The organism is Pseudomonas tohonis (genome assembly GCF_012767755.2).
Classification (GTDB): Bacteria; Pseudomonadota; Gammaproteobacteria; order Pseudomonadales; family Pseudomonadaceae; genus Metapseudomonas; species Metapseudomonas tohonis.
In genome coordinates, this window is sequence record NZ_AP023189.1 from 700,155 (window position 1) to 720,212 (window position 20,058).

Genomic DNA, 20,058 nt, shown 5'->3' on the forward strand with positions numbered 1-20,058 from the left:
AGCTAGCGCACCAGGTGCAGGAACTGCAGGTGCCGTTCGTACTGGTCGAGCATGTCGTTGATGATCTGCTCGCGGCTGTAGCCCACCAGGTCATAGTCCTGGCTGCCTTCGGCCAGGTGCACCTCGGCGCGGTAGTAGCGGCGGTTGCGCAGGTTGCGCGCGTCCAGCCCGGCGACGGCGAAGGAGGGCGTGAAGTAGCCACGCATCACCACCCGGTAGAGGAAGGGCGTTTCCTCGCCGTGGCCGACCTCCAGGCTGAGGCTGGCGTTGGCCGGGTCCAGCTCGGTCTCCACCCGCAGCGACTTCTCGCGGAACTGCTCGGCGACCGCCTCCATGGCCGGGCGCACCTGCTGCTCCATGAAGCGGTACACCTCGTCCCGCGAGGGGAAGTGCACGACCTGGCTGAGGCGCTGGCGCCAGCCGCCCTTGCGCGGACGCTGGTCCAGCGGCGCCAGGGAATGCAGGCGCGCGCGCTGGCGCTGGGACTCCAGGTAGAAGGCCTTGTGCAGGCCCCACATCATCAGCAGGAGGATCAGCGAGAAGGGCAGGGAGGTCAGCACCACCGCCGACTTCAGGGCGTCGATGCTGCCGGCGAACAACAGCCCGCTGGTGATCAGGGCGGTCATCGCGCCCCAGAACACCCGCAGCCACTTGGGCCCGTCCTCGCCTTCCTCGCCGCCGCGTGCGGAGAGGGTCGAGAGCACCACGGTGCCGGAATCGGCGGAGGTGACGAAGAACACGAAGCTGACGAACACCGTCACGGCGATCACCGTGCGGCTCCACGGGTAGGTCTCCAGCAGCTTGTAGATCACCATCGACGGGTCTTCGATGGCGCCGACGGCGAGCTCGGTCATGCCGTGGTCGAGCACCAGTTCCAGCGCGCTGTTGCCGAAGATCGACATCCACGCCAGGGTGAAGCCGAGGGGGATGAACAGCACGCCGAAGACGAACTCGCGGATGGTGCGCCCGCGCGAGATGCGCGCGATGAACAGCCCCACGAAGGGGGCCCAGGCGATCCACCAGGCCCAGTAGAACACCGTCCAGTCGCCCAGCCAGCCGGAGGGGCTGTTCCAGGCATAGAGGTCGAAGCTCTTGGCCGGCACGGCGCTGAGGTAGTCGCCGACGTTCTGCACCAGCATGTTAAGCAGGTGCTGGGTGGGTCCGGCGAAGAGCACGAACAGCAGCAGCGAGCAGGCCAGCAGCATGTTGACGTCGGACATCACCCGCACGCCCTTCTCCACGCCGCTCACCGCCACCAGCACCGCCGCGCCCATCATCAGGGCGATCAGCAGCACCTGAATCCACTGGTTGTGGGGGATGCCGAACAGGTAGTCGAGGCCTGCGTTCAGGTGCAGCACGCCGAAGCCCATGTCCGCGCCCAGGCCGAACACCGTGGCGATGATGCCGAAGGCGTCCACCGTGTAGCCGATGGGGCCGTTGATGCGCTTGCCGATCAGCGGGTAGAGCGCCGAGCGCAGCGCCAGCGGCAGGTTGTGGCGGTAGGCGAAATAGGCCAGGGCCATCGCCACCAGGGCGAACACGCCCCAGCCGTGCAGGCCCCAGTGCAGGAACAGCAACTGCATCGCCTGGCGCGCGGCCTCGGGCCCGCCGGCCTCGCCCTGCGGCGGTTGCAGCAGGTGGGTCAGCGGCTCGGAGACGCAGAAGAAGAACAGGGTGATGCTGATGCCGGCGGCGAACAGCATGCCGGCCCAGGACAGGTAGCTGAATTCCGGCTCGTCGTGGTCGGCGCCGAGCTTGATCTTGCCGTAGCCGGACAGCGCGGTGACGACCACGAACACCAGGTACAGGGTCATGGCCAGCAGGTAGTACCAGCCCACGCTGTTGGCGGCCCAGGCCTGGGCCTGCAGCAACCAGGCACCGGCCTGCTCGGTGAAGATCGCGACCACCAGGCCGAAGATCAGGACGAAGCCCGCCGATCCCAGCAGGACGGGCGTGTTCATGCGCAGCGGCAGGCTGCCGGGGGGATTGGGCACGCTCATGGTCGGGCGGCCCCGTGGCGGAAGGGGGAGGGGGTCGACAAGAAATGCTCCTTTGACGCAGATTCAGGCACGCGCCTGATGAGAAACGGAAGAGGGCGTCGAGGTTCCTTTTAAATTGATCGAGCGTTCAATATAAACACGGTCGGCCCCTTCGCGGCCAATCCCATGGCCGTCGCGCGCGCGCCTGCGCCGCCCCCTGAGCCAGTGCTCAAGGGGGCTGCGCCGTTTCGTCGGAAAATGTTTCGGCTCGGGAGGCCGGCGCGAAGGACGCGGGCTCAGCCCTGCAGTTCACCGCGCAGCTGTTCGATGCGCGCGTCCTTCTCGGCCCAGAGGCGGGTCACCCAGTCCTGGATGTGCTGGCGGAATTGCGGGTCGTTCTCGTAGTCGCCCTGCCACAGCGAGGGGTCGATGTCGCGGGTCTGGATGTCGACGATGACCCGGGGCACCTGGCCGGACACCAGGGCCCAGAAGCCGGGCACCTCCTTGCCGGGGTAGATCAGGGTGACGTCGAGCATGGCATCGAGCTGCTCGCCCAGGGCGGCGAGCACGAAGGCGACGCCGCCGGCCTTGGGCTTGAGCAGGTGGCGATAGGGCGAGGATTGCTGGGCCTGCTTGGCCGGGGTGAAGCGCGTGCCCTCGAGGTAGTTCACCACGGTCACCGGCAGGCGCTTGAACTTCTCGCAGGCGGCCTTGGTGATCTCCAGGTCCTTGCCCTTCATCTCCGGGTGCTTGTCGAGGAAGGCCTTGGAGTAGCGCTTCATGAAGGGGTAGTCCAGCGCCCAGAAGGCGAGGCCTATGAAGGGCACCCAGATCAGCTCCTTCTTGAGGAAGAACTTGAAATAGGGCGTCTTGCGGTTGAAGGCCTGCACCAGCGCGGGGATGTCCACCCACGACTGGTGGTTGGAGACCACCAGGTAGGAGGTGTCGCCGCGCAGGCCGTCGCCGCCACGGATGTCCCAGGCGGTGGGGGTGAGCAGGGCGAAGATGCGCTTGTCGTTCTCGGCCCAGGTCTCGGCGATCCACATCACCGCGCGGGAACAGGCGTCCTTGAGGGCCTGGCCCGGCAGCACGAGCTTCAGCAGGGCGATCAGCAGCATGGGGCCGATCAAAACCAGGGTGTTGATCAGGATGAGCAGGATGGTGGTGATACCGGTCAGCAGCGCCCGCATAGGTCCTCGGCTCCTTGGCCTGTGGGTGGCGTTGCCATGATACGCAGCGGGCTTCGCTTGCCAAGACGTGACGGGGTGCGAAAGTCCCGTTCGGGTGGCTGTCCTGGCAGCTGGCCATCAGGCATGATGGAGGCGCATTCGCGTATTTCCATCGAGTAGTTACCGTGCTCAAGAAGATCGCTGTGTCCGACCTGCGCCTGGGCATGTACGTCCAGGAATTATGCGGTTCATGGATGGACCACCCCTTCTGGAAGAGCAGCTTCCTGCTGAAATCCGAAAAGGACCTCGCCCGCATCCTCGACAGCGCCGTCACCGAGGTGTGGATAGACACGTCCAGGGGCCTGGACAGCGACGCGGGCTCCGCCAATGGCGGGAGCACCGCCGAACAGGTGCAGCAGGAAGCCCAGGCACGCCTGCTGGAGGCCGCCGAGGCGCCGCCCGTGGTGGTGAACCCGGCGACCATGGAGGAGGAACTGTCCCGCGCGGTGCAGCTCTGCGCCCGCTCCCGCGAGGCGGTGATGGAGATGTTCAACGACGCCCGTCTCGGCCACGCCATCGAACTGGGCCACGCCGCCGAACTGGTGGAATCCATCACCACCTCGGTGCTGCGTCACCCCAACGCGTTGATCAGCCTGGCGCGGCTGAAGCGCTCCGACGAATACACCTACATGCACTCGGTCGCCGTCTGCGCGCTGATGATCGCCCTGGCGCGCCAGCTGCAGCTCAGCGAGGCCCAGGTGCGCGAGGCGGGCCTGGCCGGCCTGCTCCACGACATCGGCAAGATGGCCGTGCCGCTGGAGCTGCTGAACAAGCCCGGCGCCCTCACCGACGCGGAGTTCGCCACGGTGCGCCACCACCCCCAGGCCGGCGCGCGCATGCTCATCGACAGCCGCCAGGTCAGCGCACTGGTGCTCGACGTCTGCCTGCATCACCACGAGAAGTTCGACGGCAGCGGCTACCCCCATCGCCTGGGCGGCGAACAGATCAGCCTGCTGGCGCGCATGGGCGCGGTGTGCGACGTGTACGACGCCATCACCTCCGACCGCCCCTACAAGAAGGGCTGGGCGCCGGCCGAGGCCCTGCACAAGATGGCCGAGTGGACCAAGGGGCACTTCGATCCCCAGGTGTTCCAGGCCTTCGTCAAGACCGTCGGCATCTACCCCACCGGCTCCCTGGTGCGCCTGGAGAGCGGCCGCCTCGGCGTGGTGATCGACCAGAACGCCCGCTCCCTGCTGCTGCCCCGGGTCAAGGTGTTCTTCTCCGCGCGCTCCAAGGTGCCGATCCCCCAGGAGATCATCGACCTGGCGGCTCTGGAGGGGCGCGATCGCATCATCGGCCGCGAAGCCCCGGAAGACTGGGGCTTCCGCAACCTCGACGCCCTCTGGGGCGGCGAGCGCCTGCCACCCGCCAAGGCGAAGTGACGCGAACGAATGGCCGGCCATCCAGTCCTACTCCCTGCACCCTGATCCCGAGGACAACCCGTTGAAACGCTTCCTAGCCCTGCTGACCCTGGTCGCCCTGCCGGCCTTCGCCGCCGAGGACCCCGAGCTCTACGGCCGCTACGAATACATCCGCCTGCCGGAGATCGGCCAGACCCTCAAGGCCAAGATGGACACCGGTGCCCTGACTGCCTCGCTGTCGGCCAAGGACATCGAGCGCTTCCAGCGCGACGGCGAGGACTGGGTGCGCTTCCGCCTGGCCACCAAGGACGCCGACGACACCCTCTACGAGCACCGCCTGGCGCGCATCAGCAAGATCAAGACGCGCGCCGAGGAAGCCGGCGACGTAGAGGACGACGAAGGCGAGAAGGCCGACCCGACCAAGCGCCCGGTGATCGAGATGGAGATGTGCCTGGGCGACACCAAGCGCACCGTCGAGGTCAACCTCACCGACCGCAGCAGCTTCAACTACCCGCTGCTGATCGGCGCCAAGGCCCTGCGCGAGTTCCGCGCCGCGATCTACCCGGGGCGCAAGTTCACCGCCGGCAAGCCCCAGTGCTGAGCCGCGCCGGCTGAGGTGACGGCCTCGGCGGGATTGACGCCGCCCGAGGCCTGCGGCACCGTGCCGGCTATTTCCCCGCCTGCACGGACGCCATGCCCAACATCCTGATTGTCGAAGACGAAGCGGCCATCGCCGACACCCTGGTCTATGCCCTGCAGGCCGACGGTTTCGGCGTCACCTGGTCGAGCCTGGCCGGCGAGGCCCTGGAGCTGCTGGCGCGCGAGCCCTTCGACCTGGTCATCCTCGATGTCGGCCTGCCCGACATCAGCGGCTTCGAAGCCTGCAAGCGCCTGCGGCGCTTCTCCGAGGTGCCGGTGATCTTCCTCACCGCCCGTGACGCCGAGATCGACCGCGTGGTCGGCCTGGAGATCGGCGCCGACGACTACGTGGTCAAGCCCTTCAGCCCGCGTGAGGTGGCCGCCCGGGTGCGCGCCATCCTCAAGCGCACCGCCCCGCGCGAGGCCGCACCCGCCCCGGTCGCGGCCGCCGCCGAGGGCCCCTTCGTGGTCGACGTCGAGCGCTTCCGCATCCACTACCTGGGCCAGCTCCTGAGCCTCACCCGCCACGAGTTCCGCCTGCTGCAGACGCTCCTGGCGCAGCCCGAGCGGGTGTTCAGCCGCGAGCAGCTGCTCGATTCGGTGGGCGTGGCCAGCGATGCCGGCTACGAGCGCAGCATCGACAGCCACATCAAGAGCCTGCGCGCCAAGCTGCGCCAGGTGAACGCCGAGGCCGAGCCGATCCAGACCCATCGCGGCCTCGGCTACAGCTACGACCCCAGCGCCTGACCGGAGCCCCGCCATGCCGCTCGGCGTCCGCATCTTCCTGGTGTACTTCCTCTTCGTCGGCCTGGCCGGCTACTTCGTGCTGAGCACGGTGATGGACGAGATCCGCCCCGGCGTGCGCCAGTCCACCGAAGAGACCCTGGTGGACACCGCCAACCTGCTGGCCGAGATCCTCCGCGACCCGGTGCGCGACGGCACCCTGGGCCAGAGCAACCTGCCCGAGCTGCTCAAGGCCTACGGCAAGCGCCAGCCCGGCGCCGAGATCTGGGGCGTGCGCAAGACCGAGGTGAACCACCGCATCTACGTCACCGATGGCACCGGCCGCGTGCTGCTGGACTCCAGCGGCCTGGCCGTGGGCCAGGACTATTCCGGCTGGAACGACGTCCTGCTGACCCTGCGCGGCCAGTACGGCGCCCGCTCCACGCGCGAGGACCCGAGCGACCCGGACTCCTCGGTGATGTACGTGGCGGCGCCGATCCGCGACAACGGCCAGATCATAGGCGTCGTCTCGGTGGCCAAGCCCAACCGCTCGCTGCAGCCCTACATCTACCGCTCGCAGATGCGCCTGGCCTGGCTCGGTGCCGGGCTCATCGTCCTCGGCCTGCTGATCGGCGGGCTGCTGTCCTGGTGGCTCAGCGGCTCCCTGCGCCGCCTCACCCGCTACGCCCAGGCCGTCAGCGAGGGCCAGCGCGCCGAGCTGCCCACCCTGCGCGGCGGCGAGCTGGCGCAACTGGCCCGGGCCGTCGAACGCATGCGCACCGAGCTGGAGGGCAAGGCCTATGTCGAGCGCTACGTGCACACCCTGACCCACGAGCTGAAGAGCCCCCTGGCGGCCATCCGTGGCGCGGCGGAACTGCTGGAGGGCGAGATGCCCCCGGCGCAGCGCCAGCGCTTCGTGGCCAATATCAGCGGCGAGAGCGCGCGCCTGCAGCAACTGATCGAACGCCTGCTGTACCTGGCCCAGGTCGAGCAGCGCCAGGGCCTGGAGGAGCGGGTGCCGGTGCCCCTGGCACCGATGGTGGAAGACCTGCTGCAGGCCCAGGCGGCGCGCATCGAGGCCGCCGGGCTGCGCATCGAGAATGCGGTGAACATCGGCCTGGAGGCATCGGGCGAACGCTTCCTGCTGCGCCAGGCGCTGGCCAACCTGCTGGACAACGCCCTGGACTTCACCCCGGCGGGCGGCCTGATCCGCATCGCCGCGAGCCGCGACGGCCATGAGCTGGACCTGCGCCTGTACAACCAGGGCGAGGCCATTCCCGACTACGCCCTGCCGCGCCTCACCGAGCGCTTCTATTCCCTGCCGCGCCCCGGCAGCGGCCGCAAGAGCACCGGCCTGGGGCTCAACTTCGTCCAGGAAGTGGCGCAGCTGCACGGTGGCAGCCTGCAGGTCTGCAACCTCGACGGCGGCGTGGAAGTGCGGCTGCGCCTGCCGGCGGCCTGACTTCGCTCAGGCACCCTTGTGGTGCACCCGTTTCGGCGCGGCGTCCGGCGGGATGCGGGGTGGATGGCGCTCTTCCATCCACCGGCGGAGCCCTCCAGGCGCTCCGCCGGGGCGACTCCGCGTGATCCACGTCAGCGCGGGAGAATCACTCCGCCGTGGCCACCGGCGCGCTCTTGGCGTACTTCGCCGTCACACCCTTCCAGAACGCCGGGAAGCCTTCGCTGAAGCGGGCGAAGGCGGCCTTCTCGGCGCGGTTCTTCGACTCGGTCACCGCGTCTTCGGTGGACCAGGTGCTGGAGCGTTGTTCTTCCTGGGCGGTGGCCTCGGTGGAGCCGTAGATGTAGCCGCTGCGCACATCCACCAGGATGCCGGCGACGGTGCTGGTCACATGGGCCTGGTGGTTGGGCAGGAAGCCCAGCGAAACGGCGGTCAGCGGGCCCAGCGGGGTGCTGTCGACATAGAAGGTGGTGTCCACGGTGTAGACCAGCAGCAGGTCCGAACGCATGTGCGCGGCGGGCAGGCGCAGGTCCTTCAGGCTCTTCATGTCGTTGGGGACCAGCAGGCGGCTCAGGGGCGCGGCCTGGCTGACCAGCGGCTGTTCGGTGATGCGCGCCAGGTCGGCATCGGACTCGATGTCGCGGGTCTGCACCACCTCGAATCCGTCCCGGTAGGTGCTGGCCACCCGGACGATGCTCAGCTGCGCCGGGAAGGGGCTGGCAGGTTTCTTGCTGAACAGTTCCTCGATATCGGCATCGTCGATGCCGGCGAGGGAGACGCCATGGTCGGGGGTGACATAGCCCTTGCTGGAGCAACCGCCGAGCATGAGCAGCGAGAGCGCGGTGAGGGCATAGAGGGTCTTGCGGGGGAGCATGGGAACGTCCATTTCCAAAGGGCCGGAAGGCCCGACTGGCGGCGATTCTGCCGCGTCTTGCGAGTGCCCACAATTGACTATTCTCAAACCGTCGCCGTGCATGGAACGCGGTGCACATAACAACGAGAAACCGGGAGCAGCCAATGAAGAGCGTCGCCGAAATACTGCGGGGCAAGCCCCATACGACCATCTACCGGGTCGACCCCACCACCACCGTGCTGGAGGCGGCCGAGCTGATGGCCGAGAAGGGCATCGGCGCGGTGCTGGTGATGGAGCGTGACGAGTTGGTGGGCATCGTCACCGAGCGCGACTACGTGCGCCGCGTGGCCGCCAAGGACCGTTCCTCCTACGGCACCGAAGTGCAGGAGATCATGACCTCCAACCTCTTCGTGGTCGGCCCGAAGGACAGCAACCAGTTCTGCATGCAGCTGATGACCGAGAAGAACCTGCGCCACCTGCCCGTGCTGGATGACGGCAAGGTGATCGGGCTGCTTTCCATCCGCGACCTGGTACGCGACATCACCGCCGAGCAGGAAAGCCTGATCCACCACCTGGAGGACTACATCCGCGGGTCGTGCTGATCGCTGGATGTGGGCGCCGGTCCCTTGTGGGAGCGAATTCATTCGCGAATGGGGGCCGTAGGGTGGATGACGCTTCACCCATCCACCGGGCGGTGTTCCGTCTCGCGCATTACGCATTATCGGGCACCTCGTAGGGTGGGCCGGGCGGCGTTCTGCGAATGAAGCGAAACCCATGGGGCAACGCCCGACTCCGCTGATGGGTTTCGCTTCGCTCTACCCATCCTGCGATCCCCGCATGAGCGATCCCCCCTCTCCACCCAATCCCCACACAAACTCCACATTCTCCCCATAACCCCGCCTCGCGCATTCCCCAGACTTTCCCCATCGAGAACACATGAGGAGAGTCCGAGATGACCCGTACCCTGGGTTTCAAGCTGGGTGCCATCGCCCTGCTGATCCTGTTGCTGCTGATTCCGCTGCTGATGATCGACGGCCTGATCGACGAGCGTCAGCAGGCGCGCAACGGCGTGCTGGAGAACATCGCCCAGAGCTCCAGCTACAGCCAGCAGGTGACGGGGCCGATCCTGGTGGTGCCTTACCGCCGCGTGATCCGCGAGTGGAAGACCAACGAGAAGACCGGCCAGCGCTACCTCGACGAGAAAGAGGAACGCAGCCGCCTGTTCTTCCTGCCGGAGCGCCTGCGCCTGGCCGGCGAGGTGGACACCGAGCTGCGTGCCCGGGGCATCTACCAGGCGCGGTTGTACAAGAGCGATAGCCGCATCACCGGGCAGTTCCTGCTGCCGGCCAACTACGGCATCGGGGAAGGGCTGGCCGACTACCGCTTCGAGGCGCCCTTCCTGGCGGTGGGCATCAGCGACATCCGTGGCATCAGCAATGCGCTGAAGCTGGAGCTCAACGGCCGCAGCTTCGACTTCCAGCCCGGCAGCGGCGACCCGGTCCTGCCCGGCGGCGTGCATGTGCCGCTGCCGAACCTGCAGGCGGGCGAGGTGCAGAACCTCGACTTCGGCTTCGACCTCAAGCTGCAGGGCACCGAGTCGCTGAGCATCACCCCGGTGGGGCGCGACAGCCAGGTGGAGCTGAAGTCCGGCTGGCCGCACCCGAGCTTCGTCGGCGAGTTCCTGCCCGCCGAGCGCGAAATCCGTGACGACGGCTTCAGCGCCCGCTGGCAGACCAGCTTCTTCGCCACCGACATGGAAGCGGCCCTGGCCAACTGCGCCTACGCCGAGCGTTGCGAGGACTTCAACGGCAAGGTGTTCGGCGTCAGCTTCGTCGACCCCGTGGACCAGTACCTGAAGACCGATCGCGCCATCAAGTACGCCCTGCTGTTCATCTGCCTGACCTTCGCCGGCTTCTTCCTCATGGAAGTGCTCAAGCGCTTGGCGGTGCACCCGGTGCAGTACGCCCTGGTGGGCCTGGCCCTGGCGTTCTTCTACCTGCTGCTGCTGTCGCTGTCCGAGCACCTGGAGTTCGCCCTGGCCTACTCGCTTTCCGCAGCGGCCTGCGTGCTGCTGGTGGGCTTCTACGTCAGCCACGTGCTGCACAGCTGGGCGCGTGGCGCAGGCTTCACCGCCGGGCTGGCGGCGCTCTACGGGATGCTCTACGGCCTGCTCAGCGCCGAGGACTACGCGCTGCTGATGGGCTCGCTGCTGGTGTTCGGCCTGCTGGCCTGCGTAATGGTGCTGACCCGCAAGCTCGACTGGTACGGCGTCGGTGCCGTCAAACCCGCCCAGGTCCAGGGCTGACATTCATGGGCGCGGCCATCGCCGCGCCCCTTCGGGAGGAAGAAACGATGCGTGCAATGGTGCAATTCACAGCCTGCTTCGCCCTTGGCCTGGTGGTCTCGGTACTGATCCTCGGCGGCCTGATGTTCGCCGGCAATTTCGGCTTCATCGACCTCTGGCTGATCACCGGCAAGCCGGTGGCCAACCTGGCGCTGATGGTGCTGCCCGAGTCCTTCTGGCATGCCCTGACCGGCGTCATCGACCCGCGCAACAACCCCTCGGTGAACTCCTTCCTGCAGCTGTGCGTGGCGCTCTCCCAGGGCGCCCTGTTGCTGGCGGCCGGGTTCTTCCGCCTGTGGTACCGGCACCGTGACGAAGAGGAGGACAGCCGTGATGCGCGGTGAACTGCATGAGGAGCGTGCCGCCAGCCGACGCCTGGCGGCCCGGATCGCCGAACTGTTTCCCGGCTACCGGGCGGAAAGGCAGGGCGTGGTGATCGGGTTCGAGCCCTGGCCGGGCCGCCAGGAGCCCACCGGGCAAGCGCGGCGCCAGGCCCGCTGAAGGACGCATGCCAGGGACGGCGCGGCCTGGAGCGGTGCGAGGGGGCAGGACGAGGAGAGAGGACGAGGGAATGTCAGCGTCTTGTAAATATTTCGATGCAAATGACTATAAAGATCAAATGAAAATAAATATCATCCGCAACCGATTCTTTTACTCGCCACCAGGATGCGGACCTGCCCCATGTCGACCCCTGCCAAACTGCCTGCCCTTTCACCCCTGGCCCTGAGCCTGGCTTCCCTGCTGCTGTCGCCGCTGGCCATGGCCGTCACCGAGCTGCCCGCCATCGAAGTCGACGGCAAGCGCAGCCAGGACTCGAGGGTGAAAGAGGTCTCCACCGCCACGCGCACCGCCACCCCGGTGCGCTACGTGCCCCAGGCGATCGACACGGTGCGCACCGAGGATGTGCTCAGCTACGGCACCCGCAACATCGCCCAGGCCCTCGTCGGCCTGCCCAACGTCAGCGACGCCAGTGACACCCGCTTCGACGGCCTGCGCATCCGCGGCTTCGACGCCAGCAACGACTTCTACCTCGACGGCATCCGCGACGACAGCCAGTACACCCGCGACCTGCACAACATCGAGCGCATCGAGGTGCTCAAGGGCCCGGCGGCGGTGCTCTACGGCCGTGGCAGCCAGGGTGGCCTGGTCAACCGCATCAGCAAGCAGCCCCAGGCCGGGCTGGCCTCCACCCTCGAGGCGCAGCTGGGCAGCCAGGACTTCCGCAGCCTCTATGCCGACCTCAGCACCGACCCCGGCGAGAACATCTCCCTGCGCCTGAACATGGGCGAGCAGGACGCCAACAGCTTCCGCAAGGGCATCGACTCCAGCCGCCAGCTGTTCGCGCCATCCATGAGCTGGCAGCTCAGCCCCGACCTCAACTGGCTGGTGCAGTACGAATACAGCCGCCACCGCCGCACCCCGGATCGCGGCATCCCCGGGCTCAATGGGCACCCGGCGGACGTTGGCCGCGACACCGTCTACAGCGACCTGCAGCGCGACTACATCGACGACAAGGCACAGTCCCTGCGCTCGCGCCTGACCTACGACATCAACGCCGACTGGCAACTGCGCCAGACCCTGGGCGTGTTCAAGCTCGACAGCGACTTCGACAACACCTACGTCACCAGCGTCAACGCCGCCGCCCGTACCGTGGGCCGTGCGCGCTGGCAGCAGGACCTGACCACCCGCAACATCTTCAGCAACCTGGAGCTGGAGGGGCTGTTCCACACCGCGGGCCTCGAGCACCGCCTGCTCACCGGCCTGGAGCTGGGCAACCAGCACCGCGACCCGAAGCTCTACACCAACGCCACCGGCGCCGCCAACGCCGCGCCCTCGCTGGACATCTTCAACCCCGACACCACCCGCCAGCAGACCGGGCGCATGGTCGCCAGCAGCGACGCCCAGCACCGCATCGACAGCCGCGCCCTGTACATCCAGGACCAGGTGACCCTGAACGAGCAGTGGCAGGTGTTGTTCGGCCTGCGCTACGACCACTTCGACGTGGACTCGCAGAACCGCCTCACCCGCCGCAGCGAGCAGCAGGTGGACGACAGCTTCAGCCCGCGCGTCGGCGTGGTCTGGACGCCCCTGCGCGACCACTCCTTCTACGCCTCCTACAGCAAGACCTACTCCCCGGTCGGCGGCGGCCTGATCGGCGTCACCGCGGGCGCGACCACCAACACCAACGGCACCGGCCCGGAACACACCCGCCAGTACGAAGTGGGCGTGAAGAGCGACTGGCTGGACGACAGCCTCAGCACCACCCTGGCCATCTACGAGATCGAGCTGTACAACCGCCGCACTTCCGACCCGCTGAACCCCGGCAACTTCATCCTCTCCGGCCTGCAGCGCTCGCGCGGCATCGAGCTGACCGCCAGCGGCCGCCTCTACAGCCACTGGTACCTGCGCGGCGGCATCGGCCTGCAGGACGCGGAGATCGTCAAGGACAACAACGGCCTGGAAGGCAAGCGCATCGGCGATGTGGCCGAGCGCAACGGCAGCCTGTTCCTAAGCTGGAAACCGGAGCAGGGCCTGTATGGCGAAACCGGCCTGACCCTGGTCGGCGACCGCTTTGCCGACAGCGCCAACACCGTCGCGCTGCCGGGCTACGGCCGCTGGGACGCCATGCTCGGCTACCGCCTGGAACAGTGGGACCTGAAGGCCGCGCTGACCAACATCGCCGACAAGACCTACTACGCCACCGCCACCAGCGCCGTGCAGATCATGCCCGGCGACCCGCGCACCCTGATGACCAGCGCGAGCTACCGGTTCTGATAGGGACGGGCACGCGCCCTACCCGTAGGTTGGGCTAAGGCACGAAGCCCAACGCAGCGGGGCCGGGCCCTGCACCGTTGGGCCTCGCTGCGCTCGGCGCCAACCTACGGCGGCACTGCGTGCCGCTTGGCGAATGAATTCGCCCCTACTGGTTGGTTCGTGGGCTGCTCAATCCCTGATCATCACCAGCCGGTCGAGGCCCGATTCCGCGCCCCAGACTTCGCCGATGCGCCCGGAGAGCTGCAGCACCCGGGCGTTGGCCTGGTCGCTGGGGAAGGCGGTGAAGCGCTGGCTGAAGGGGTTGAAGCGGAGGATGGCATTGCTGGCGAAGTCGCTGATCCAGATGCGGTCCTGCTCGTCGACGAACATGGCGTGGGCATCGGCCTTGTCGCCGGGCAGGGCCCAGCTGTTCCACGCGTTGGCCAGCGGGTCGTAGCGGCTGAGCTTGCCACTGCCGCTTTCGCTGACCCAGAGGGTGCCCTTCGAATCGCTCCAGATGCGCTGTGGGCCCTGCTGCGCCTCGGGTGAGGCGATCACTTCGGCGTGGCCGGAGGCGGCGTCGATGCGGGCGATGTGCTTGCCGTCGAGGCTGGCGTACCAGATCTCGCCGTTGGGCGTGGTGGTGATGCCGTAGGGCCCGGCGCCACCGGGGGCGGGCCAGACCTTGATGTCGCCATTCTTCGGGTCCAGGCGTCCGTAGAAGCCGTTCTGCCCGGTGAACCAGAGCATCCCGGCCCGATCGAAGGTGGCGCTGTTGAGGCCGGCGTTGGCGGCGTTGCCCGGCAGCGGGTAGTGCTTGGTGGCGAGACGGTCCGGGTCGACCTTCACCAGGGCATTGAGCCCGGCGTCGGTGACCCAGGCCGCGCCGTCCTGGCCGACCACCACGCCACGGGGGCTGGAGCCAGAACCGAGGGCGACCTGCAGGCTCTGCCCGGTCATGGGGTCGAGCAGCCCGAGCAGGCCGAGTTTCTGCGCGGTGTACCAGACGCGGCCGTCGGTGGCGGGGGCCACATCGCGCGGGCCGCTGCCCGGCGGCAGGGGGAAGTACTTCACCTCGGCGGCGAGCACGGTCGTGCTGAGCAGGGCGGCGAACAGGGCCGCTACGGCGTTGCGGAGCATGGCGACCTCCAGGTCTGGGACACAGACGTATGGACGCCGTCACGCTCCAAGGGTTCGCCGCGAATTTCCCCGGCGGCTCAGCGTCGCAGCAGCAGGGGGCGGATGCCGAGGACGGCGGGGATGCCCAGCCCGACCCAGGCCAGGGCATCCCAGATGCCGTCGCCGAGCAGCGCGCCCACCAGGCCGATGGCGGTCAGCGCGGCCAGCAGCGCGGGCACGGCGAAGATGCGCGTCAGGTTCATGCCGTGGCCTCCCGCCGGCGCGCCGGGACGCGTCGGCGTACCCACCACAGGTAGAGCCCGCTGCCGAGGACGATGATGGTCAACACATCGAGTGTCGCCCACAGCACTTGCATGGGCCGGCCGCCGTAGTCGCCGAAGTGCAGCGGCTGGGACATGGCCAGGGCGTCCATGTACCAGGGGCGCTCGCCGACGGCCGTCACCTCCAGGGTGCGCGCGTCGATCAGCACCGGGGTCCACAGGTGCGAGGTGAGGTGGCTGCTGCCTTTCATGAACACCGAGTAGTGGTGCTCGCTGGAGAAGCGCGTGCCGGGGAAGGCGATGAAGTCCGCCGCCATGCCCGGCGTCGCCTTCGCGGCGATCTCCAGCAGGCGCGTGGCCGGGGCCCGGTCGGTGAGCGGCGGGGCGTTGCGGTAGGGCTCGACCATGGCGGCCAGGCTCTCGTTGCGCCAGGCGGCGATCACCAGGTCGGCGCAGGCGCTGATCACCCCGGTGACGCCCACCACCAGGGCCCAGGTGAGGGTGACGATGCCGATCAGGTTGTGCAGGTCCAGCCAGCGGGTGCGGGGGGAGCGCTCGTGGCGCACGGTGCCGAACTCCAGGCGACGCATGAAGGGTGCGTAGAGCACCACGCCGGAGACGATCGCCACCACGAAGAGCAGGCCCATGAAGGCCAGCAGCAGCTTGCCCGGCAGCCCGGCGAACAGGTCCACGTGCAGGCGCAGCATGGTCATCATGAAGCCGCCGTTGGCCGAGGGCATGGCCACCGGCTCGCCGCTGCGGGCGTCGAGCATGAAGGTGTGGGAAGAGTTGGGCTCGGTGCCGGCGGTGGCGGCGGTGATGGCCACCACGCCGTTGGGCTCGTCGTCTTCCCAGCCCAGGTACTGCACCACCTCGCCCTGGCGGTGGGCCTCGGCGGCCTGCACCAGCTGCTGCAGGTCGAGGCGCGGCGCATCCGCCGGCATCTCGCGCAGCACCGGGGCGTCGCCCAGCAGGTGGTCGATCTCGTGGTGGAAGATCAGCGGCAGGCCGGTCAGCGCCAGGAGCAGCAGGAAGGCCGTCGAGATCAGGCTGGTCCAGGTGTGGACGAAGGACCAGCGGCGGAGGGTGGTGGTTTTCATCGGCTTCTCCAGCGGCTCTTTCCCCTTCTCGCGAGGGTTACACGGCCGCCCAGGTGGGCCCTGCACAAGGCTTCGATCCTCTGTGCCGGGCCTATCAATGACGAAGGCCGGCAGCGCCGGCCTTCGTGGTCACGGGTGGATCAGAACTCCAGCTGAGCGGAGAAGGTCAGGGTGCGCGGGTCACCCAGGTAGGAGCTGTTCAGCCAGTATTCCTTGTTGGCCAGGTTGCTGACATTGGCACGCAGGGTCAGGGTGTTGTCGGCCACCGGCATGCGGTAACGGGCACCGGCGTCGAAGGTGGTGAAGGACGGCAGGCTGTAGTGGTTGGCTTCGTCTGCATACTGCTTGCCGGTGTAGTAGGCGCCGCCGGTCAGGGCAAAGCCCGGCAGGTCGTTCACGTCGTACTCGGCGTAGAGCTTGGCCAGTTGCGAAGCGACGTTGGTGGGCTTCTGCCCTTCGTTGGCCGCCACGCTGCTTTTCTTCACTTCCGGGTCAAGCAGCGTAATGCCGCCTACCAGGGTCAGTTCGGGCAACACCTTGCCAGTGACGCCGAACTCCAGACCGTTGTTTTCCTGACGACCGTCCTGAACGTAGAAGTTGGCAGCGTTGGTGTAGGCGTTGGGTTTGTCGATATTGAACAGCGCGAGGGTGAACAGAGCCTCGCCCCATTGGGCCTTGGCGCCGATCTCATACTGCTCGCTGACTTCCGGGCTCATGGCCGCGCCGGAGTTGATGGTGCCATTTGGGGCGATACCGCCGGCCTGCAGACCTTCGATGTAAGTGGCATAGGTGGTGAGCCAGGTGGTCGGCTTGTAGATCAGCGAGACGTGGGGCGAGGTCTTGGACTCGTCATAGGTGGTCTGCTGGCGTGGGAAGAACGCCGGCATGGCAGTTGCCCAGACGAAGTTGTCATTGAAGGTCTCGATCTGGGTGTGGGTGACGCCAAGGATCGCTGACCACTGCTCGTTGAAGGTGATTACATCGCCAATCAGGTAGTTGTTGGACTCGGTACGGGAAGCCAGCAGTTGGTCACCGTGGCCGATGGAGTAGCTGGGTTTGCTGACCTGGGGAGTCGAGCTGAACGGCGACGCGCCGCATGCCACGTCCTGGTACTGAGGACCCATGCCGGCTACACCGCAGAAGGTTCCCGAGGTATAGGGGATGTGGTCGGTGTAGTTGCGCACGCGGACGATGTTGCCCTGGTAACCGAGGGTGGCCTTGTGGCCGATGGAGCCGGTGTTGAAGGCTGCATCCAGGAACAGGTTGCCGGAGGTCTCTTCGGTTTCCTCCGGAGCGAATGCATAGAGCGGCTGGGTGTAGGCGCCAGCGCTGTATACGGTCGGGCCGGTGTAGACGTATTCCTGGGTGTACTGGCTGTAGCCCAGCGCACCACGCAGGGTGAAGACATCATCCAGGCGCCAGTTGAAGCGGGAGCCCACGCGATCGTGCTCGCTGTCGGAGAACGCCCAGCGCTGGCTGTAAAGCTTGTCGTTGTCGAGGTCCTTGGCGTCAGGGCGGAACGATTGGTTACCGAAATACCAATAGCTGCTCAGGCCACGCACTTCGTTCTTCTTGTGGGAGGCGTCGAACTGGATCAGCAGGTCATCGCTGACGTTCCAGTCCAGTGCCAGGCTGATCATCTGACGGCGGCGTTTCTGCAGGTCGATGGCGGTCTCGCCGTCCTGGGTCAGGACGTTGACGCGGTAGGCGAATACGCCCTGGTCATCGATGGGGCCGCCGAAGTCGCCGTGCAGGTAGTAGTTCTCGCCACCGGCATTACCCAGGGTCACGCTGTTGTAGCGTTCGTAGGTGGGGCGCTTGATCACGTAGTTGACCAGGCCACCGGGGTTCGCCGGGCCATAGAGGAAGCCGCTGAGGCCGGTGAGGATCTCGATCTGCTCCATTTCCTCGACGAAGTTGCCGGAGTCAAAGCCGGTGGAATAGCGCAGGCCATCGTTGGCGATGCTCAGGTTGCCGGCGGAGCTGAAGCCACGAATGGCCACGGCGCTGGCGTAGCCGGCGTTCTTCGGCGAGTAGAGCTGGGTGAAGGGGTTGCGCTTGAAGACGTCGTCGGTGGAGGTCGTCTGGGTGTTCTGCAGCATCTCCTTGGAGACGACGCTGATGGAGTAGGGCGTATCTTGCAGGCGCATGCCGCCCAGGGCGCCGACGTTCTTCACGTTCTCGGTGCGGTAGCCGGCTGCGGCGCTGCCGTCCTGTGCCGCGGCGCGGGCGTTGACGTTGACGTCGGGCAGGGCCAGGCCGGTTTCCGCCAGGGGCTCCAGGCTGAAGGTGCCCGCCGGGCTTTTCACCAGCTGCAGGCCGCTGCCGCTGAGGGCGGCGCGCAGGGCGCCTTCGGCGTTGTATTCGCCCTGTACCGGTTGCGAGGTCTTGCCGCTGGTCAGGCTCGGGTCGATGCTCAGGACGATGCCGGCTTCGCTGGCGATGCGGCTCAGGGTGCTGGCCATGGGCGCGGCGGGCAGTTTGTACTGCTGGGTTTCAGCGACGGCATGGGCGGACAGGCTGCTCAGGACGATGGCGACGGCGAGCAGGCTGGGACGGAAGCTGGGGCGGAAGGCAAACGTCATTGCGAACGACTCCTGATAGGAAATAAGTCTCAATGACCTGTTGCCGGATCAGGATAGAAAAGTGATAGGGGCCCTGCGAAATATTTTTCGAATGTCCGCCGGAAGGTGATTTCCCGGGCCGGAGCCCGGGCTACGCGGGGGAACGCGGTTAGCAGCGCTATTTCTCGGCGGGCACCACGCGGGTCCACCAGCTGGTATGGCGTTCGATGCGCACGGGCAGGCTGGGGGGCAGGGCGTCGAGGGCGAGATCGCTGTCATTCAGGGGGAAGCTGCCGCTGATGCGCAGGTCGGCCACTTCCGGGGCGACGCCCAGGTAGCCGCTGCGGTACTCGCCCAGGCGTTCCAGCAGGTCGGCCAGGCGCGCGTTCTCCACCACCAGCATGCCGCGAGTCCAGGCGTCGGCGCCGACCGGCGCGCTCTCGCTGGTGTCCAGGCGGGTGCTGTTCATCAGCACCTGCTGGCCTTCCTTGATGATGCGCTCTTCATCGGCCCGCGCCGGGTGGGCGGCGACGGCCGACTGCAGGACGATCAGGCGCGTGCCGTCCTTCTCGGCGCGCACCAGGAAGCGCGTGCCGAGGGCGCGCAGGTCGCCGTCCTCGGTGCCGACCACGAAGGGGCGCGGGTCACCGTGTGCGGTCTCGACGAGAATTTCGCCGCGGCGCAGGTGGATGCGGCGCTGGGCCGGGTCGAACTCGATGTCCAGGGCGCTGCGGCTGTTGAGGCGCACATGGGTGCGGTCGGGCAGCAGCAGGTCGCGTTGTTCGCCGCTGGCGGTGACTTCGTCGGCCAGCCAGTCGCTCAGGGGGCGTTGCGGGTTGGCCAGGCCCAGGGCGAGGGCACCGACCAGGACCAGGCCGAGCAGGCTGGCGCTGCGGCGCATGCGGCGCGGGGAGCGCAGCAGGGCGCGGCGGGCCGGGGCGTTGCCGGCGGCGACGAATTGCTGGTCCAGGCCGGCCAGTTGCGCCCAGGCGCGGGCGTGTTCTGCATTGGCGGCGTGCCAGTGGAGGAATTCCGCCTGCTCGCCCGCGCTGGCTTCACCGGAGCCCAGGCAGAGCTGCCAGTGGATGGCTTCGTCGAGGACCTGCGAGGAGACCGGGGCGCGATTCACGTCGGTTCACCGTAGAGGGCGATGTAGCACTGGCGCAGGCCCTGGGCGAGGTACTGGCGCACGCGCGGCACGGAAACGCCCAGGCGCTCGGCGATCTCGGCGTGGCCGAGGCCGTCGACGCGGTTGTGGAGGAAGGCGGCGCGCGCCTTGCTGGAGAGCGTGCCCAGCAGGCGGTCGATCTCGCGCAGGGATTCGAGGATCAGCGCCTGTTCCTCCAGGCCCGGCTGCACGGCTTCGGGGACCCGGGCCAGTTCCTCGAGGTAGGCGCGTTCCAGGGCGCTGCGGCGGAAATGGTCCACCAGCAGGCCACGGGCGATGGTGGTGAGCAGCGCGCGGGGCTCGCGCACCTGGTGCAGGTCGGCTTTGCCGAGGATGCGCACGAAGGCGTCCTGGCTGAGGTCTTCCGCCCGATGGGGGCAGCTCAGGCTGCGGCGCAGCCAGCCGAGCAGCCAGTCGCGATGGTCGCGATAGAGCGCGCCCGCCAGCTCATGGTTCGTGGTTTCCCCAAGCGACACTGCAACCTC

The 20,058-nt window shown here is 67.5% G+C and carries 18 protein-coding genes; 9 read left to right on the top strand and 9 right to left on the bottom strand.

Translation table 11 applies throughout. The features are described 5' to 3' along the window. Window positions 1–2: 2 nt before the first annotated feature. The gene (betT, locus tag HSX14_RS03220; RefSeq protein WP_173177661.1) at window positions 3–1,961 is read right to left on the bottom strand and encodes a choline transporter BetT; all 1,959 of its coding nucleotides are present in this window, start codon (window positions 1,959–1,961) and stop codon (window positions 3–5) included. A 314-nt stretch (window positions 1,962–2,275) separates the two neighbouring features. Then, window positions 2,276–3,169, bottom strand: coding sequence for a 1-acylglycerol-3-phosphate O-acyltransferase, YihG family (locus HSX14_RS03225; RefSeq protein ID WP_173177479.1), 894 nt, complete (start codon window positions 3,167–3,169; stop codon window positions 2,276–2,278). Between the two features lie 164 nt (window positions 3,170–3,333). On the opposite strand from HSX14_RS03225, the gene HSX14_RS03230 reads away from it, so the two are divergent. The 4 genes from HSX14_RS03230 to creC all read left to right on the top strand — a co-directional run bounded on the left by HSX14_RS03230 (window position 3,334) and on the right by creC (window position 7,393). Further along, complete coding sequence (locus HSX14_RS03230) at window positions 3,334–4,590, top strand: cyclic di-GMP phosphodiesterase (protein ID WP_173177481.1); 1,257 nt, start codon at window positions 3,334–3,336, stop codon at window positions 4,588–4,590. A 61-nt stretch (window positions 4,591–4,651) separates the two neighbouring features. Beyond that, window positions 4,652–5,170: a retropepsin-like aspartic peptidase RloA2 gene (gene rloA2 / locus HSX14_RS03235; protein ID WP_173177483.1), complete on the top strand. Its 519-nt coding sequence runs from the start codon at window positions 4,652–4,654 to the stop codon at window positions 5,168–5,170. A 92-nt stretch (window positions 5,171–5,262) separates the two neighbouring features. Then, window positions 5,263–5,955: a two-component system response regulator CreB gene (creB, locus tag HSX14_RS03240; RefSeq protein WP_173177485.1), complete on the top strand. Its 693-nt coding sequence runs from the start codon at window positions 5,263–5,265 to the stop codon at window positions 5,953–5,955. A gap of 13 nt (window positions 5,956–5,968) precedes the next feature. Further along, window positions 5,969–7,393: a two-component system sensor histidine kinase CreC gene (gene creC, locus HSX14_RS03245; protein ID WP_173177487.1), complete on the top strand. Its 1,425-nt coding sequence runs from the start codon at window positions 5,969–5,971 to the stop codon at window positions 7,391–7,393. Window positions 7,394–7,538: 145 nt separating this feature from the next. Here the strand turns inward: creC and HSX14_RS03250 are convergent, their stop codons facing one another. Next, window positions 7,539–8,264 (bottom strand): hypothetical protein, encoded by a 726-nt coding sequence (locus HSX14_RS03250; protein WP_173177489.1) that lies wholly within the window; start codon window positions 8,262–8,264, stop codon window positions 7,539–7,541. 143 nt (window positions 8,265–8,407) lie between these two features. Between HSX14_RS03250 and HSX14_RS03255 the strand changes: the two genes are divergently transcribed. From HSX14_RS03255 to HSX14_RS03275, 5 genes are all read left to right on the top strand, one after another. After that, window positions 8,408–8,845 carry a CBS domain-containing protein gene (locus tag HSX14_RS03255; RefSeq protein ID WP_021217056.1) on the top strand — a complete coding sequence of 146 codons (438 nt, stop codon included), beginning with the start codon at window positions 8,408–8,410 and terminating at the stop codon, window positions 8,843–8,845. A 350-nt stretch (window positions 8,846–9,195) separates the two neighbouring features. Further along, on the top strand, window positions 9,196–10,548 hold the full coding sequence (creD, locus tag HSX14_RS03260; RefSeq protein ID WP_173177491.1) for a cell envelope integrity protein CreD: 1,353 nt from the start codon (window positions 9,196–9,198) through the stop codon (window positions 10,546–10,548). 56 nt (window positions 10,549–10,604) lie between these two features. Further along, window positions 10,605–10,931, top strand: a complete 327-nt coding sequence (locus HSX14_RS03265) for a hypothetical protein (RefSeq protein ID WP_228723537.1) — start codon at window positions 10,605–10,607, stop codon at window positions 10,929–10,931. Continuing rightward, entirely contained in the window at window positions 10,921–11,088 is a 168-nt protein-coding gene (locus HSX14_RS03270) for a hypothetical protein (protein ID WP_173177495.1), read from the top strand. Before HSX14_RS03265 ends, HSX14_RS03270 begins: the two co-directional genes overlap by 11 nt. Window positions 11,089–11,286: 198 nt before the next feature. Then, entirely contained in the window at window positions 11,287–13,362 is a 2,076-nt protein-coding gene (locus HSX14_RS03275; protein ID WP_173177663.1) for a TonB-dependent receptor, read from the top strand. A 168-nt stretch (window positions 13,363–13,530) separates the two neighbouring features. Here the strand turns inward: HSX14_RS03275 and HSX14_RS03280 are convergent, their stop codons facing one another. From HSX14_RS03280 to HSX14_RS03305, 6 genes are all read right to left on the bottom strand, one after another. Then, the gene (locus HSX14_RS03280) at window positions 13,531–14,481 is read right to left on the bottom strand and encodes a Vgb family protein (protein ID WP_173177497.1); all 951 of its coding nucleotides are present in this window, start codon (window positions 14,479–14,481) and stop codon (window positions 13,531–13,533) included. A 77-nt stretch (window positions 14,482–14,558) separates the two neighbouring features. After that, a complete protein-coding gene (locus HSX14_RS03285) occupies window positions 14,559–14,723 on the bottom strand; it encodes a hypothetical protein (RefSeq protein WP_173177499.1) in 165 nt (54 codons plus the stop codon). Then, window positions 14,720–15,841, bottom strand: a complete 1,122-nt coding sequence (locus tag HSX14_RS03290) for a PepSY-associated TM helix domain-containing protein (RefSeq protein WP_173177501.1) — start codon at window positions 15,839–15,841, stop codon at window positions 14,720–14,722. The genes HSX14_RS03285 and HSX14_RS03290 overlap by 4 nt, the downstream gene beginning before the upstream one ends. A 140-nt stretch (window positions 15,842–15,981) precedes the next feature. Then, complete coding sequence (locus tag HSX14_RS03295; protein WP_173177502.1) at window positions 15,982–18,426, bottom strand: TonB-dependent receptor; 2,445 nt, start codon at window positions 18,424–18,426, stop codon at window positions 15,982–15,984. A 157-nt stretch (window positions 18,427–18,583) separates the two neighbouring features. Further along, window positions 18,584–19,534 (bottom strand): FecR domain-containing protein, encoded by a 951-nt coding sequence (locus HSX14_RS03300; protein ID WP_173177504.1) that lies wholly within the window; start codon window positions 19,532–19,534, stop codon window positions 18,584–18,586. Further along, window positions 19,531–20,049 carry an RNA polymerase sigma factor gene (locus tag HSX14_RS03305; RefSeq protein WP_173177506.1) on the bottom strand — a complete coding sequence of 173 codons (519 nt, stop codon included), beginning with the start codon at window positions 20,047–20,049 and terminating at the stop codon, window positions 19,531–19,533. Before HSX14_RS03305 ends, HSX14_RS03300 begins: the two co-directional genes overlap by 4 nt. Window positions 20,050–20,058 lie beyond the last annotated feature (9 nt).